Genomic DNA, 16,755 nt, shown 5'->3' with positions numbered 1-16,755 from the left:
ATGCAGGACGATGCTACCGGATTGGATATAACCAACAACAACTAACCAATAACCAATAACAAATAACTAAATTGTAATTTCATCCAAAGATGCGATCGCCACATCAGCCTTTTCCAAATGACTAACCTGGGCATTTCCCCAACAAATCCCAATACAGCCCGCCGCACCAGCATTTTTACCCATCAGAATATCTCCCGCTGAATCTCCCACCATCAAAGTTGCTGCGGGTTCTACTCCCAGTCTCTCACAAGCTAACAAAAATAATTTAGGGTCTGGTTTATTGAGATGCACAGAATCCACACCCATTTCTAACTGAATGTATGCGCCTAATTCGGAACTTTTCACAAAGTTTTTCACGGCTTGAGTCGTAGCAGCCGAAAGAATTCCCAGTTTCAAACCCGCATCTGAGAGAGATTTCAAAACTTCTAAACTGCCCACAAATAAGGGAGAAGGCGGACTATTTTTTAACATTGCGTCGGCTTCATCAAAAGCACGTTGGGCAATCGCTAAAGATTCTATCCATCCTCTGCCAGTTTCGGCAATATATCCCGCAGCTACAATTTCGTTTTCCCGGCGGCTACCCACTGCCATCAAGCCCGTGGGGTCGATTTTACCAGCTTCGATGCCGAAAGCCATTTGCAATGGCTCTCCAACGCCGGGAATTTGGGCATCTACCAAGCGCGATCGCTTCAGCCCTAAATGTCTCAAAAATTCTTGAGAATCCTCTAGAGTGCCATCTTTGTCAAAGATAATGGCTTGAATATTAGAGAAAGTAATACCCCGACATTTAATAGTTACCAAGAATCAAAACTCCTTAATTTTTATATTTTTTTCTATTTTCTCATCTTTCGATGTTTTTCGCAATTAGTATCGGAATTATTTATCCCTCTCTTCTCTTCCTCTGCGCTCTCTGCGTTCTCTGCGTTCTCTGTGGTTAAATCATTACCTTTAGCCACGGGAGGCAGAGCCTCTCGACATCAGTTCCCAGGCAGAGCCTGGGAACCAGATAATAAAACCAGATAATAAGTTACAATCAAACATTCTTTTTAGCGATTAAATCCGCAATGATTAATGCTAATTGAGCAGGCTTAACAGGTTTAGCAATATGCTTGTTAAAACCTGCATCGATCGCCCTTTGTACCTCCTTGTCGCTAGCATAAGCAGTCAGCGCAATGGCTGGAATGTTTCCAGCTTTGGCATCAAGAGAACGAACTTGTTGCATCAAGGAATACCCATCTTCCTCTGGCATTCCAATATCAGATATCAGGATGTCATATTTGTCAAGGTTTTCCGTCAAAGCTGCGATCGCCTCTTTTGCAGAGCCCACCGTCAGCACCTGGGCGCCGTAGTCTTCCAGGACAAATTGCAATAACTCGCGGGTATCCATATCATCATCTACGCTTAAAATCTGCAAACCTTCAAGGCCCCGTCCCCCATCTTTGGAAGTGCTTAAAGGTAGTGTAAATACAGGCGGTTCTACATCACTCGGCGGTGTTAATTCCTGGGTAATTGAAACTAGCGGCAACCTCACAGTCATCGTAGTTCCTTGTCCCTCACCCAGACTTTCGGCTCCCACTGTACCACCATGAAGTTCGACTAAATGACGCACGATGGACAATCCTAATCCTAGCCCTTGATTAGCCTTGGTAGTGCTGGAATCGCCTTGATGGAAACGATCGAAAATATAGGGTAAAAAGTCTGGTTTAATGCCTTTTCCCGTGTCCCTGACTCGAATTTGAGCGTGACTGTCGATCGCCTCTAAGACAATTTCCACTCGTCCACCGGAGGGGGTAAACTTAATCGAGTTAGATAGCACATTCCACAGCACTTGTTGCAATCTGTCAGCATCCCCTAAAACAGTCGCAGAACTCAACTCGGCAAACATTTCAATGTTTTTGGCATCCGCTGATAATTGCACCCCGTCGATCGCACTTTGCACCACTACCAGCAGATCCATCGGACTGGTATCCAGATGCAGTTTACCACTGGTAATCCGGGAAATATCTAGAATATCTTCAATTAACTGAGTTTGGGCGATCGCACTCCGCTCAATCACCTCTAGGGCGCGAGTCACGGCTGCTTCATTAAGTTTGCCAGAGCGCAGCAATTTTGCCCATCCCAGGATGGGAGTCAGGGGGTTACGAAGTTCGTGGGAGAGATTCGCCAGAAATTCATCTTTAGCACGGTTGCTGTTTTCTGCTTGTTGACGGGCTAACTGCTCCTGCATCAATAGTTGCGATCGCTCTTTCTCAAACTGCTTGCGACTTGTGATATCCTCGATCGACAACAAAATCATCATACCTTGGTCTTCTCGTTGCAGTTTAGAAGCATTCAGCAACATAGTTTTCTGGCCAATCTGCTCAAATACGTGCTCTAACTCAAAGTTGTGAAGCTCAACATCACTCACCAGAATATCTGCCAATATCGATCGCAGTTGCGGAATATTCCATTGCCCATTTCCCAATTGAAACAGCGAAATCTGCGATGTTTCTGGGAATGAAACCTGAAACGTTTCATAGAAACATCGATTGGCTGTATTCACACATAAATCAGCATCCAGCACCACTAAAGGTGTGGGAACAGTTTCGACGATGGTTTCAGCATAATTTCGGGCTAACTCTAAGGTTTTGGTACTGCGTTTCATAGCATCAATATCGATCCAAACCATTACCACACCATCAATGCGGTTTTCCGTAGTCCGATAAGGACGAATGCGGAGGATGTACCAATATCCCGCTAGAGTTTGAACTTCTTGTTCCTTCGTCTGGAGAGTCTCAATCACCTCCAAAATTAGCCCTGACAAATCTGGAACATCAAGATGGGAACGAATATCGCTAAAAGGCCGCCCAATATCGGTAGGAATCAGATTAAAAAGTTGCTGTGCCATCGGCGTAAAGCGTCTAATTTTTAAATCGTTTTCCACCATTAAAATCGGAATATTGATACTCCCCAGCAAATTTATCAAGTCGTTACTGATATGATGTTGTTCAATATTTCGACTGCGAAGTTCCTCGTTAGTGGTGATCAGTTCCTCGTTGGTGGCTTGAATCTCTTCTTTGGCAGTTTCTAGTTCCTCGTTGGTGCTTTGCAGTTCCTCGTTGCTGGATAGGATTTCTTCGTTGGCAACTTTGATGTCTTGGTTGAGACTTTCCTGCTGCTGAATTACCGATTGGAGATGCGCTTGAGCCACATTTTTGTCTTCATTCGCGGTGGCAAGTGCCTGTCTCAGTTCCAGAATCTCGCGCTGTAAATCAGCAGGATGCAAGCTCTCAGAATTGACGGTACTGAGGTTGACCGCAGTAAGTAAAGCTTCTTCAAATAGAACCAAAAAGTAGCGTGATTGGGCCCGATCCGGGTGGAAGGGAATCACCTCAAAATTGACGAAGTTCGATCGCTCGCCCACAACCAAATTTATCCCTTCTTTTCTCACAACTACGTTCTGCATCAGTGCCTGATACATTGCAGTACGAAGTTCGATGGCTAAGTCTTCCCTTGCCATTGTCAGCAAGTTTAAGCTGGGAATCCCTGGTGTCAGTCTCAAGTAAGCATTGGTATCTCCCCGCACTTGCAGAATGTTCATCTGCTCGTTGACAACCACACCTGTTGGGGCGTAGCGATTCAAAATTAGTTGGTCTGTGTATTGCTGTAAGTCAAACCCATCTGGAGAGTTTTCATTAGTGGGCTGAGATTTATTTACTTGAGCGATGGGGTAAGAACTCGTTGCAAAGGAAAATATCTGACTATTTTCCGTCAATGTTTTAGCATAAATTTTGCACTTTGTGTGCAATGAATTAAACAAAGATGAAAATTTTCCGATACTTTCAGAAGAGCCTAACAGGAGAAAACCAGTGGGGTTAAGACTGTAATGAAAAATCGGAATCACTCTTTTTTGCAAAGGCTCTGCTAGGTAAATCAGCACATTGCGACAGCTAATGAGATCGAGATTGGAAAAAGGCGGGTCGCTGCCTAAATTTTGTCTGGCAAATATACACAGTTCGCGGACTGTTTTGTTGATTTTATAGCCTCCTCCTTCCCATATAAAGAAGCGAGTCCGGCGCTCTGGTGAAACGTCGAGCATCTGGTTTTCTAAGTAGAAGCCAGACCTGGCTTTGCTAATAACGGCTTCGCTAATATCTGTGGCAAAAATCTGGATCGGTGGCTGGGGAGATCGATCGCCCAAAAACTCTAACAAACAAATGGCGATCGAGTAAACTTCTTCCCCTGTGGAACATCCCGCCACCCAAATCCGTATGGGATTCTTGACTGACTTATTTGCGGTAATCGTGGGAAAAACCAGCTCTTTTAGCTGTTCAAAGGCTTCTGGATCGCGAAAAAAACTGGTGACGTGGATCAGGATTTCTTGATACAGGGCATAGACTTCAAGCGGATGGTCTTGCAGATATTCGGCGTAATCTGCCAAGGAATTGAGCTTGTACAATACCATTCGTCGTTGGATGCGTCGATCGATCGTAGCGACTTTGTAGTGGGTGAAGTCAACCCCTGTAGTCGATCGCAACAATCCTAAAATAGTGGTGCGGACATAGTTGTCTGGGGGTGATTCTGTAACTGTGGTGGTCAATATCGGGCAAGAAAGCCAGGAATCAGCGCGGAAATTTGCCAGTTCCTCGGCAATTTTTTGAGGGGGCAGAACGAAGTCTACATTACCTGTAGCCACTGCCGTATTTGGCATACTATCGAATTTTGCCGAGGCTTCGCATTGAGCAAATGTCACACCTCCGGCTGCTTTAATAGCCTTGATCCCCAGGGAACCATCTCCGTCTCCCCCGGATAATACTACGGCCAGGGCCTTGGGTCCGCGATCGGCCGCCAAGGACAAAAGAAACGCATCTCCCGGCATATATTTGCCATAAATTTTCTCGCGGGCTGTGAGTTTCAGGACACCGCTGGCCACTGTCATCTTAGTGTTGGGCGGAATTATGTATACTTGATTCGGCTCTACAGTTGTCCCGTCAACCACCTGACTGACTGGCATTTGTGTGGTTCTGGCGAGAATTTCAGTCAGCAGACTTTCGTGATTGGGGTCTAAGTCTTGTTTTGCGAGTTCAACACTAGCCCCTTGAGTAGGATCTAATCCTAGTCCATCGCAAGCGCATCAATAAACTTTTGAAATCCGAACTCTGTTGATTGTAGTCAAATAACCATTGCTGTTGACGATAAACTTGAGTCAAGACTGGCAAAATTTTACAAAAATTGTGCCGTGATCTGGCAATTAACCAGAGTATTCGCGCACAGAATTCCTGATGCAGCCACCGCAGGTACGCCAATTCCTGGCATGGTACTGTCTCCTACTCGATACAAACCTTTGACTGGTGTTTGTGGACCCGGAAATGTGCCTTTTCCGGCGGGGATTCCCGGCCCGTAAGTACCTTGATATCGGTGCAAAAATCGGGCATGGGTTAGGGGTGTGCCGATCGACTCTAGGACAATTCGCCTCCGCAAATCGGGGATAATTTTTTCTAAAGCTGTGAACAGAGATTGCGATCGCTCTTGCTTTTTTTGTTGATAAAATTCGCCATATTCCCAACCTTCGTAGGGTTCCAGTGTATAAGCATGAATGGCGTGATGTCCCGGCGGTGCGAGATTGGCATCCCAAACCGTAGGAATCGAAATCATGCAAGTATTTCCAGGTACTGTAATATCGATGTTGCTGTCATGGACAACAACGTGGTGCCCAGTCAAACCATGGAGTCCTTCAGCTTTAATACCTAAATGCAGGTGCATAAAACTTTCTACCGCTGGCGTTGATAAGGCAATTTGGCGATAATTTTTTGGTAAATCTTCTGGTGATAGCAACTTAGTATAAGTATCCCAGATGGTCGCATTGGAGATAGTAATTGGTGCGCGGATAATTTCGCCATTTTGCAAGCGAACACCAGTTGCTCTCCCCGATGCAACTAAAATTTGCTCGACTGGTGTTCCCAGGCGCAACTTTCCCCCCCAGCGCTGCAAGCCTCGGACTAAAGCATCGACGATCGCACCACTGCCACCGACGGGATATTCTATAACTGAGCGCGATCGTTCGCCAATCATAAAAGCGATTTCCGGGGCGACAGTTCCCTCCGCCTTCAAGCCAGACAGCAAAAAGCACTCCAAATCGATCAAACGCCGCACCCAAGGGTCCCTCACATCCCTATCCATCAACACCCCCGCAGCACCTCCTATCACCCCTACCAGCGGCAGCAGTTTCAGCATAGATGGCCAGTACCGAAACAGCAAAAGAGGCATTAACTGCCAATCTGCTCTAAGCGCCACCGCCGGAATTCCCCGCAAAGCTTCATATAAAACTAATAAATTTTGTTGGAATTGCTGCAATTCCTTCGCACCTTTTGGTGTAAACTCAGCTACAGCATCTAAGTATTTTTTCGCATCAGCATAAACCGGCAAACTTCCCTCTGGAAAATGATAATGCCCCAAGGGGTCGTAGGGAATTGTGGCGATGGATTCCTCCAAAATCTCCAACACTTGTCGCAAAGGATTGAGGGACTGGGGGTCAGTCAAACCGCAATAAAAAGAAGGTCCCGAATCAAAATGAAATCCCCGGCGCGAAAAACTGTGAGCCACGCCACCGGCTATGGTATGGCTTTCGCAGACGAGTACCCGCTTACCGTAGCGAGCTAGCATTGATGCGGCGACTAAGCCGCCAATGCCACTCCCAATTACAATTACATCAAAGTCTGGCATCTGTTAAATGTGGTATAATTTTATTGTTTCTTGGTAATTGTTGACAGGGTATTTTTTGGAGGTAGAAAACTATGAAACCTTTATCTATTTTAGATGAGGTTGTTCGCGAGTTGGAACAAGATGTCAATATCTCGCGGATTAAAAGAATAATATTTTTTGCTTGTAAAGAATTCTGGGAAAACGATGTCGGAAAGTTAGGTGACACAGATTTAGGTATTCTGATCCAAGAATTATGTACCAAATATACCAATTTAGAAGATATTGAGACAGTTTTAAATATTATAGTTTCTAAAGTCAACAAAAAAGCAGAGTACGCTTTAGTAGCAGACCTAATCATCTGTCAACTGAGTAGGCTGTACGAATTTGAAGACTTGACCAATTTAGAAACAAACATATCTAGATTTGGCGGTGAGAGTCCGCCCCCATTTCAAGAGGAATTTAGTTCGGAAATCCCAGGTACTGACGAAACAGAAAGAAACCCCGGATTTTTATTTGATGTCAGACAAAAAATCTTGCAGCAAACAAATCCGCTGAGGGCGAAAATACTAATTTTTTCGACTCTTTATCACGAATTTACTTTTAGCGATCGCGACTGGTTGCTGCTGAAAAGCCAAGAACTAGATACCCTGCTGCGACAACTGTTTAACGTCTGTCCCACCCTAGGAGAACTCGAATCTCAATTGTACAGAACGGCGAGCACTCTGGAAAACACAGATGAAAATGACCAAACAGCTAGCGTCATTATCCAAGCGATGAATCCTTGTTACGCCAAAATAGAACCTGAATCACCAAATATTTCTAGCGAAGAGGTGGCGGGAGAAGATTACGATCAGACCCACTTAATCAATAATATTTATGAAGACAACAAGCAGAGTAACGGCAAAAAAGATTATTTTGAAGCTGGCGATATTACTCACATGATTGAATCTTCTCCCATTCAGTATGCTTCTAACTCCCCGGATAGTTACTTCGTGACCGGAACGGGAGAAAATTCACCTGTTCAGCAAACCGAAATCAACACTAATAATTCGCCGATTAATTTTCAACAGGAATTGAAAAAGACTTCATCTGTTGAAGAAAATCAGGCTACTGCGGGAAGTTATATTTCCCCTGAGAATAGTATAAATATTAGCGAATCTATCAAGCAGAAATTGGGCTTAGAAGAAGAAATTAAATCCTTAGTAATTCAAAGTGCTAACTCCGCCACTGCCAAAATAGAAAACATATTTAGTGATTTAGAATCGGCTCTGAATCGACAGTTTTCAACAGAAAGTGTAGAAGAGCGATTGTACTGGAAATATAAAATTCTCAGAGATTATGTAGGAGAAGTCCAGGGATTTACCTACAAGTTAATGAAAATTTTGAGCGATTTGGAGTCAAAAGAAAGGGGACAATTTCCCGCTGAAATAGCCGACAATTTTGATGGTAATGTTTCGCAACCAGAATCAAATAAATCTAGCCAAAGACCGAGCCAGCAGCAGCTACTGGAAATGGCAAGACAAGGAAATCCCAAGGCGATCGCCACCTTAATCAATCAACTGCTACAGCCTCAAGGAATTACCGCTACAGCGGGATTTAAAGACGGTTGGCTCCACATCATTTTGGAATCTGCCCCCAGCGCACCAAATCAACAAAATACTGCGACCTATATTTACAAAAAACTTTGTACTTTAAAATCGAAGTTTCTCCATAAAGTGAAAATTCACGGGCGACAGCTAGGTAACAAAACTATAGTCTGGACTCAAGATTTTGTCACTAAAATGAATTAGCCATAAAATCTGCCAATAATTCCCGGCATACATCCACTAAATTTGCCCGTAAAAAATCCTAGTTCCAAAATACCAAACTCCCAGATTTTAGTAACTAAATTAACCAGCACCAACTATGAATGCTAGCGAATTATTAAGACGATATACATCAGGTGAAATTGATTTTGAAGGCATGAATCTGAGAGGTGTCTATCTAAGTGGTGCCGATTTAATAGGTGTGAATTTAAGCAGCGCCGACTTATCGGGTGCAAACTTAGCAATGGCATATCTGAGTAGAATTAACCTTCAACGTGCAAATTTAACCAAGGTAAAATTTGGCGGTGCTAACTTGAATCAGGCAAATTTAAGTTCAGCAAATTTGTCCGATGCAGACTTTCACGGAGCTACTTTACAAAATGCTGACTTTCGCAGAGCCAACATATGTTTGGCTATCTTAATCGATGCAAATTTGACTGACGCGGATATGCGAGGTGTTAATTTGCAAGGTGCAGATATGCGCGGTGCGTGCTTGCGGGGTGCAAATTTGCGGAAGGAGCAGCGAGTTTTTGATGGAGCAAATTTGCGGGGTGCAAATTTGCAAGGTGCCGATTTGCGCGGAGTCAATTTACAGGGTGCTGATTTGACTAAAGCAGATTTAAGTCGAGCCAATTTGACTGAAGCTTCTCTCCGAGAGGCAAATTTGAGTCAAGCAAATTTGAGCGAAGCTATTTTGGACAATGTATTTTTGACTGATACAAATTTGACTGAGGTAAATTTTTCCTGGGCTGTAATGAGAAATGCCAAATTAGAAAGGGCTATATTAATCGATGCTGAATTCGCAGGCGCTAACTTACAGGGTGCTTTTCTTCCTGATGTTAAATTGAACAATGCTAGTTTAATTATGGCGGATTTGAGTCGGGCTAATTTGGTGAGGGCGGATTTGAGTCGTGCTAATTTCAATCAGGCTAATTTAACTGAAGCCGATTTGACTGATACTTACATGGCTAAAACTGATTTACGGGATGTAATTTTACATCGCACAAGTTTGATGAGGGTAGATTTGATCACTGTTAATTTAGCGGGGGCAAAGTTTCAGGGTACAATCATGCCGAATGGAGAAATTAATGGGTAGTTGGGAATTGGGAATTGGGAATTGGAGAGTTTGATGTTAAAGTAAGCCTGCTCTATCAAGACTTATTTAAGAATTATAGTTTAGGCAATTTGGGAGAATAAAAAAAGAGGGCAATGCTGTGTTAGAGACAGGGAAAATTTTACAAGTGGGTTTTACGACAAGTCTAGATCCCCCTAAATCCCCCTTAAGAAGGGGGACTTTGAGCAAGTTCTTGTTCCCCCCTTCTTAAGGGGGGCTAGGGGGGATCTAAGTTTAATAGTCAAACAGCTATCTCTGACAGGGTTTGAGGTTAAGTTGACACCTATGGGGTAAAACCCGCCCCTACATGATTTTATAATGGCCTTAAAATAGGTGGGGGCGGGTTTTTGAGATTGTGGGTTTGTGGTAAATATTGTTGGTAAAACCAGCGTTAAAATAGGTGGGGGCGGGTTTTTGAGATTGTCTGTTTGTGGTAAATATTGTTGGTAAAACCCGCCCCTACATGATTGGATAATGGCCTTAAAACAGAAAATATCTCTGCGCCATTGGTAAAATATTTGCAGGTTCGCAAATCAGCAATTCTCCATCCGCCCTCACTTCATAGGTTTCTGGATCTACTTCCATTGTGGGCAAATAATCGTTGAGTTTCATGTCTCTTTTAGTAATTTGCCTGGTGCCAGAAACTGCTACTGTTGGCTTTTGTAAACCTAGCTGTGCGGCAATATTGCGATCGCACGCAGCCTGAGAAACAAACGTCAGACAAGTAGCCCCAATCGCACCGCCAAAACTGCCAAACATCGGCCGCATATGCACTGGCTGCGGCGTGGGAATGCTGGCGTTAGCATCTCCCATCTGCGAATAGGCGATCGCCCCTCCCTTAATCACCATCTCCGGTTTCACCCCAAAAAATGCCGGTCTCCACAAACACAAATCCGCCAATTTCTCCTCTTCAATGGAACCAACATACTGACTAATTCCATGAGTAATCGCCGGATTAATTGTGTATTTAGCAATGTACCGCTTCGCCCGAAAATTATCATTTTCTCCCTCTATTCCCCCCCCTTGATAAGGGGGATTTATTTGAGATCCCCCCCCTTGATAAGGGGGATTTATTTGAGATCCCCCCCCTTGATAAGGGGGGGTTAGGGGGGGTAAATTTCCCCCTTGATAAGGGGGGGTTATTTCAGATTCCCCCCCTTGATAAGGGGGGGTTAGGGGGGGTAAATTACCACGCTGCACTTTCATTTTATGTGCCGTTTGCCAAGTCCGAATAATCACTTCCCCAACCCTTCCCATCGCCTGAGAATCCGAAGAAATCATGCTAAAAGCACCCAAATCATGCAAGATATCCTCAGCAGCAATCGTTTCTCTTCTAATTCTCGATTCAGCAAAAGCCACATCTTCAGGAATACTTCGATCTAAATGGTGACACACCATCAACATATCCAAATGTTCTTCCAAAGTATTGACTGTGTAGGGGCGAGTCGGATTAGTTGACGATGGCAAAACATTAGCTTGGCCACAAACTTTGATAATATCCGGTGCGTGTCCCCCGCCTGCACCTTCAGTGTGATAAGTATGGATTGCCCGATTTTTAAACGCGGCAATTGTAGCTTCCACAAATCCTGCTTCATTGAGAGTATCGGTGTGGATTGCAACTTGCACGTCGTACTCGTCAGCTACATTCAAACAAGTATCAATTGTTGCTGGTGTAGTTCCCCAATCTTCATGGAGTTTCAAACCCATTGCACCAGCTAATATTTGTTCCACTAATCCTTGGGGTTGACTGGTATTTCCTTTACCTAAAAACCCCAGATTGACTGGAAAAGCATCCGCGGCTTGTAGCATTCGGTACATATGCCAAGGTCCGGGAGTGCAGGTTGTGGCGTTTGTACCCGTTGCAGGGCCTGTGCCGCCGCCGATCATGGTAGTGATTCCAGAGGCGATCGCCACTTCAATTTGTTGCGGACAAATAAAGTGAATGTGAGTGTCAATTCCCCCCGCAGTCAGAATCATCCCTTCACCCGCAATTACTTCAGTACCGGGGCCGATAATAATATCTACCCTATCTTGAATATAAGGATTTCCGGCTTTACCAATCTTGTAAATTTTGCCTTCTTTAATCCCAACATCTGCTTTAACAATGCCCCACCAATCTAATATTAAAGCATTAGTAATCACCGTGTCAACAGCGCCGTCAGCATTAGAAATAGGCGATTGTCCCATACCGTCGCGGATGACTTTGCCACCACCAAATTTGACTTCATCGCCGTAGGTTGTGAAGTCTTGTTCAACTTCTATGAATAATTCGGTATCCGCTAACCTGACGCGATCGCCCACAGTCGGCCCGAAAGTTTCCGCATAAGCGCGGCGATCCATTCTGTAACTCATATTAATGCACTCCTTGCTTCATTTTGATTGATAATAGTCGAATTCTCTCTCATCCATCTATAGCAGTCCTAAATCATTTGTGAACTTCTTACTCCCTCCCCTTACTAAGGGGAGGGTTGGGGTGGGGTAAAAAGATTTACGACTCATTTAGGATTGCTATAACTCACCATTCACTTTTCCATTAAAGCCGTAAACTTCACGACTACCGACAAAAGGTACTAATTGCACTTCTCTTTCATCTCCCGGTTCAAACCTGACTGCTGTACCTGCGGGGATATCCAACCGCATTCCTTTTGCTTGTTCTCGATTAAATTCTAATGCTTCGTTAGCTTCATAAAAATGGTAGTGGGAGCCGACTTGGATTGGGCGATCGCCTTTATTTCCTACCAGCAACCTCACTGTTGGACGACCTGCATTTAGTTCTATTTCACCTGCTAAAACAATCATTTCTCCGGGAATCATTTTTCTCTCCTATGAGTTGATGCAGTTAATTTTTTAACGGATCGGATCGTGGACTGTAACGAGTTTAGTACCATCAGGAAAAGTCGCCTCAACCTGGACTTCATGGACCATTTCTGGTATACCTTCCATCACATCTTCCCGCGTCAGGAGAGTTGTGCCATAACTCATTAAATCGGCGACGGTGAGGCCATCTCTGGCTCCTTCTAAAATCGCGGCGGAAATGTAGGCTAGTGCTTCTGGATAGTTTAATTTTAAACCTCTTTGTTTCCGGCGCTCTGCTACCAGGGCGGCAGTGAAAATCAGTAGTTTGTCTTTTTCTTGGGGGGTGAGTTGCATTGTTATTCGGGTAAGTGCGATCGCATTATTTGGTTAATTTTAAACGATTATTGAATAACTTTTTCAAGTTCAACTATCAGCGAGGGTAAATCATCGGTAATGACATCCCAAACTATATCTAAGTTCACCTCGAAGTAAGCGTGAATTAGGCGATTCCTCATACCGATAACTTGCGACCACGGGATTTGTGGTAATTCCTTTTGACGGTCTGTACTGATGCGAGAAGCAGCCTCACCAACAATTTCAATACACTTGACCAAAGATAGTGTTAACATTCGGTTAGTATCAAGATCTGCCCTGCTTGTGTTTGCGGAAAATAAGACAGCTTCTTTTGCCGCATTCAGCATATGATGCAGACGAGTATTATTATCTATGAACATACAACACCTGTGCTGAATCAAGAACTTTTTGGCGAAAATATTGACTCAATTCTTCGGGTGTTCGTAAGTCTACTTGACGTCCTAACATTTCTGTTAGTTCAATTTCCATAGTGACTATCCGCCATCCGATTTTGTTTCCTGGTATAAATTCTACCAGCAAGTCAATGTCACTGTCGGGTCTAAAGTCGCTTCGGAGGATTGAACCGAAAAGAGAAAGTTTGGCGATCGCATTTTTTTGACAAAAGTCAGCTATCTGGTCATGGGGAATACTAATGGGTAGTTGTTTGTCTGGTTCTGGGGTCGTGAGTTGCATTTTATTTACGATAGTTAGGAGGGCAACTATACATGAGACATCTCCTGAAAAGCTGCTCAAGAACAGGCAAGATGCCTGTTCCACAAGAATTATGGGAGATGTCTATTAAAACTCAAATATATTCCTATTTTATCCAAACACGGGGAAAACAGCAAGGGCGTTCTGAAAAAGATAGGCGGAGCAAGTCCCAAATGCTGACAAACCAGTCTCTAGCGGCCGTGGTGGATGTACCGCGATATCGGCACAGCAAACCGTTAGGAATACGAGTGATGCCGATGGTACAATTACCAGGATTAATTGTTGCCTCCGAGGGCAAAGCACGCAGTTTTTCCACAAGTTCTGGGGTTACAGGTGTGCCAACCCAAGCAAGGGTGGCAACTACGGGTTTTCCTGCTAACCCGTGGGGACTTTCGAGCATGGTTTCCCCGCCTATAAGCAATTGTCTGTCAATCCATAAAGGGCTGTTTTGTTGCCAGATTTCGGTGTGCGATCGCCATTTTCCAGACAAGAATTTTTCGCCCCTAGCACTGCGTCCAAATCTGGTAATTTCCCACAATAAAATATTCGCTGTTGGTGCTAATTCTACCCGCAAGTTTTGCTGATAAATTGCGCCATCAAAAACGATTGTTTCCTGGGGTAGCCATTCTAAGTTAGCACCTGGTTCTAGTTTTATGTCAATATTTTGTTGTGATTCTAGTCCGCTGCTGCGATAGATTTTAGCAGCGGCGGCGCTGGTAATCAAGGCTTTGGCGTTGGGTTGGAGGTGAAAATGGCTCGAAAGGCGATCGCCCCCCACAACTCCTCCAGCCGTGTGTAAAATGACGCTGTGACAAACATCTTTACCTTCAGGATAGAACGGGCGTTGCACTTTTAGGGGTGCTTGCATTTCATTTTGAATGATTTGAGTTGAGCCATCGCGGTTGGCGTAGACTAAATTGAGGAGGCCGTGCCATCCATTTTGAATATTATTTGTAGGTTGTTCAGTTGCATTTTGAATCATAAATTTAATAATCAAATATTAAGAATTACACTCTTTTTCAAAATTTATTATATGTATTTTATCGTTTTTTTGCTAATATCACATAGTCATCAACTCCATAATTTAAGTCATAGGGCAACTTAAAGTGTTGACGAAAAAGTGGACTAATAAATTCCTGAACAGGTAGATGTTCTTTAGCAAATTTTCCAAAGTTAGGATGGGATGTCCTGCTACCCGTTGAAGATAAATATTTATACCAAACCAAGTTTAAGCCCAAGTCAGCAACAAATTGTTTGACAACACCTAGTTCTTGTTGAGCGTTATCAACTCGACGAACCTTGTACGGTATCAGCAACTTTTTTTCTTGAATGATTAGCAAAACGTGACCAGAATCTGTCAGGCTGTTTGTAAATATATCATTATAAATGTGATGGGATTTTTCTCTACCCTCCTCATCGTTAAAAAAACAGTGAGAAATCACGATAAAATCAAAGAATTTTTTCGGCAGTCTTTGAGATTGACTGTCCCTATCAAAGATACTAGAAGTGTCAAAGCGAAAGTAAGCATTCATCGCCTGGGGTTCCATGTACTGTCGCCAAAACTGGAGTCCCCGATATTGAAATGCTTTTTGCTGTTCCAGAGAGTAGTAGGATATGTGCATTGGCGGCGTGGCAAAAAATTCGCTACTACTTTGCAGCAACAAACCTAGTCCGTAAGCAACAGTACCCGGCCCAGCGGCAATATCGAGGATATTAACTTTAGTTGGTAATAACCCAGCCTTGTAAATCAGGAACCAAGCTAGATATGTACAATAGACGTTATCTAGGAAATACCTCATTAAATAGATGTGAGGACTGAGTTCAAAATTGTATTGAGGATCTTGTCCTTCTTTCAACTTTTGGATATCGTCAACCGCTTGTTCAAGTAAAGAATCAATATTATTTTTTTCACGGCTCAACTTGTTAAGATCGTTCTTAATGAAACCTGACAAATGTTGTTCAAAGTTATTAAATACTTTGTCATCAATGCCAGTGCATTGAATCATACTTTGATCGCATTCTATTAATTTGAAGGATTTTGAAATATATTCAATGAACTTTGCGTCTGGAAACAACGTTAATTCATCAATCGGCCCCAGGGAATCGTTAAGTTCCCCGAAGCTTAGTTGCATTTCTAATTCTGCTAACTGCCGATCGCCTTCTTTGATGCGATTATTCTTTTGAGCCAATAATTTTTCAAGCTGTAGCTGATCTTTAAATAGCTTCTCTTCCCATGAGAGTTTCGCACCCGAATTTTGTATTTCTTTTAACAGTTTTTTTGCAAGTCCATTATTTTGACTCTTAACAGCTTCATTAAACTTCACGGAACGCCACCAGTTAGCTAGCGGATTATTCATAGCCAAATCCTTCTTTACCTTCCATAATCTCCAGCGCCGGGAGCATCGCAATTAATTTATTTTTAAACTTGCGATAACTCTGTTGTTCGCTATTGTACCACCAAGCGTACTTTTGTTTAAGGGCCAATGCTTCCTCGCGGGTTGACGCAATTAGCGATCGGGCATTACTTGCATGAAAATCCTGAATCACTACCCGATCTACAATTCCCAGCTTGTTAATAAAATTAGCTTCATCTTCTGGTAATGTAGGGAGTAGTGGAGTCACAGTTATCGAAAATCTGATGTCGCAATTTTCTTGGTAAGGAAAGCTGTATCTCAGTTTGGCAATAGCTTTGAGTCTTGCAGGAATACTCGGCGATTTTGGTTCAAAATCTTTCCTCACTTTTTCGCTACCCGTGGGAATACTCATGTTAATTCGCAACCGCTGAAAGTGCTGTAAAATATCAATATCTCTAGTTATCATAGGACTGCGAGTTTGGATAACTAGCGTCGGTTGATAGGAAACCATCACTTGTAATAAGTGCCTAGTTAGTTGTTCTTTAGATTCTATTGGCTGATAGGGATCTGTGACACTACTCATGTAAATGCTAGGTGGTCGATCGGGATTTTTCTTGTACCAACTTTGCAATTCTTTTTTTAAGATTTCCGCTGCATTTTGCTTAATAATTACCCAATTTCCCCAGTCCTGCCGCATATTTGAATTAGGGCTAAAAGCAGCGGCATAACAATAGCTACATCCGTACTGACAGCCGCGATAAGGATTTAGCGTAAAATCATAAGCACTGATAAATCCAGTCGCTTTGTTAAGCACTGACTGTGCATTTTGTGCATAGACTTTTGCCGTTCCAAAGTTCTCTCGGAGTCGGATATTTTGTTGGCCACTACAATATCCCTCATACTTATATTTTACCATAATTAAACCTGCTGCTACAGTATT

At 43.3% G+C, this 16,755-nt stretch carries 13 protein-coding genes and 1 pseudogene; 2 read left to right on the top strand and 12 right to left on the bottom strand.

Annotated elements, in window-relative coordinates; all coding sequences use genetic code 11:
* Positions 1 to 66: 66 nt before the first annotated feature.
* From ACBR23_RS10110 to ACBR23_RS10095, 4 genes and pseudogenes are all read right to left on the bottom strand, one after another.
* A complete protein-coding gene (locus ACBR23_RS10110) occupies positions 67 to 801 on the bottom strand; it encodes an HAD family hydrolase (RefSeq protein ID WP_371115525.1) in 735 nt (244 codons plus the stop codon).
* A gap of 232 nt (positions 802 to 1,033) precedes the next feature.
* On the bottom strand, positions 1,034 to 3,445 hold the full coding sequence (locus ACBR23_RS10105) for an ATP-binding protein (protein ID WP_371119436.1): 2,412 nt from the start codon (positions 3,443 to 3,445) through the stop codon (positions 1,034 to 1,036).
* 342 nt (positions 3,446 to 3,787) lie between these two features.
* Positions 3,788 to 5,041 (bottom strand): annotated as a pseudogene (locus tag ACBR23_RS10100) (CheR family methyltransferase); the annotation flags it as partial.
* 161 nt (positions 5,042 to 5,202) lie between these two features.
* Positions 5,203 to 6,702 (bottom strand): phytoene desaturase family protein, encoded by a 1,500-nt coding sequence (locus ACBR23_RS10095; protein ID WP_371119427.1) that lies wholly within the window; start codon positions 6,700 to 6,702, stop codon positions 5,203 to 5,205.
* A 71-nt stretch (positions 6,703 to 6,773) separates the two neighbouring features.
* Here ACBR23_RS10095 and ACBR23_RS10090 point away from each other — a divergent pair, with 71 nt between their 5' ends.
* Positions 6,774 to 8,471, top strand: coding sequence for a hypothetical protein (locus tag ACBR23_RS10090; protein ID WP_371119426.1), 1,698 nt, complete (start codon positions 6,774 to 6,776; stop codon positions 8,469 to 8,471).
* A gap of 115 nt (positions 8,472 to 8,586) precedes the next feature.
* The gene (locus tag ACBR23_RS10085) at positions 8,587 to 9,582 is read left to right on the top strand and encodes a pentapeptide repeat-containing protein (RefSeq protein WP_341740199.1); all 996 of its coding nucleotides are present in this window, start codon (positions 8,587 to 8,589) and stop codon (positions 9,580 to 9,582) included.
* 498 nt (positions 9,583 to 10,080) lie between these two features.
* Here the strand turns inward: ACBR23_RS10085 and ureC are convergent, their stop codons facing one another.
* The 8 genes from ureC to ACBR23_RS10045 form a co-directional block, all read right to left on the bottom strand.
* Complete coding sequence (ureC, locus tag ACBR23_RS10080) at positions 10,081 to 11,952, bottom strand: urease subunit alpha (RefSeq protein ID WP_371119425.1); 1,872 nt, start codon at positions 11,950 to 11,952, stop codon at positions 10,081 to 10,083.
* A gap of 156 nt (positions 11,953 to 12,108) precedes the next feature.
* Positions 12,109 to 12,414, bottom strand: a complete 306-nt coding sequence (locus tag ACBR23_RS10075; protein WP_371115520.1) for an urease subunit beta — start codon at positions 12,412 to 12,414, stop codon at positions 12,109 to 12,111.
* A 33-nt stretch (positions 12,415 to 12,447) separates the two neighbouring features.
* Positions 12,448 to 12,750 carry an urease subunit gamma gene (gene ureA / locus ACBR23_RS10070; protein WP_015179363.1) on the bottom strand — a complete coding sequence of 101 codons (303 nt, stop codon included), beginning with the start codon at positions 12,748 to 12,750 and terminating at the stop codon, positions 12,448 to 12,450.
* A gap of 47 nt (positions 12,751 to 12,797) precedes the next feature.
* Positions 12,798 to 13,097, bottom strand: a complete 300-nt coding sequence (locus ACBR23_RS10065) for a DUF86 domain-containing protein (RefSeq protein WP_371115539.1) — start codon at positions 13,095 to 13,097, stop codon at positions 12,798 to 12,800.
* A 19-nt stretch (positions 13,098 to 13,116) separates the two neighbouring features.
* Positions 13,117 to 13,443, bottom strand: coding sequence for a nucleotidyltransferase family protein (locus ACBR23_RS10060; protein WP_371115519.1), 327 nt, complete (start codon positions 13,441 to 13,443; stop codon positions 13,117 to 13,119).
* Between the two features lie 124 nt (positions 13,444 to 13,567).
* Positions 13,568 to 14,443 (bottom strand): urease accessory protein UreD, encoded by an 876-nt coding sequence (locus ACBR23_RS10055; RefSeq protein ID WP_371119424.1) that lies wholly within the window; start codon positions 14,441 to 14,443, stop codon positions 13,568 to 13,570.
* A gap of 58 nt (positions 14,444 to 14,501) precedes the next feature.
* Positions 14,502 to 15,818 (bottom strand): photosystem II assembly protein, encoded by a 1,317-nt coding sequence (locus ACBR23_RS10050; protein WP_371119423.1) that lies wholly within the window; start codon positions 15,816 to 15,818, stop codon positions 14,502 to 14,504.
* Entirely contained in the window at positions 15,811 to 16,731 is a 921-nt protein-coding gene (locus ACBR23_RS10045) for a radical SAM protein (protein ID WP_371115516.1), read from the bottom strand. Before ACBR23_RS10045 ends, ACBR23_RS10050 begins: the two co-directional genes overlap by 8 nt.
* Positions 16,732 to 16,755 lie beyond the last annotated feature (24 nt).

This window comes from Microcoleus sp. (genome assembly GCF_041354475.1).
In the GTDB taxonomy this organism is placed as follows: domain Bacteria; phylum Cyanobacteriota; class Cyanobacteriia; order Cyanobacteriales; family Microcoleaceae; genus Microcoleus.
This window is presented reverse-complemented; position numbering and strand designations above follow the sequence as displayed.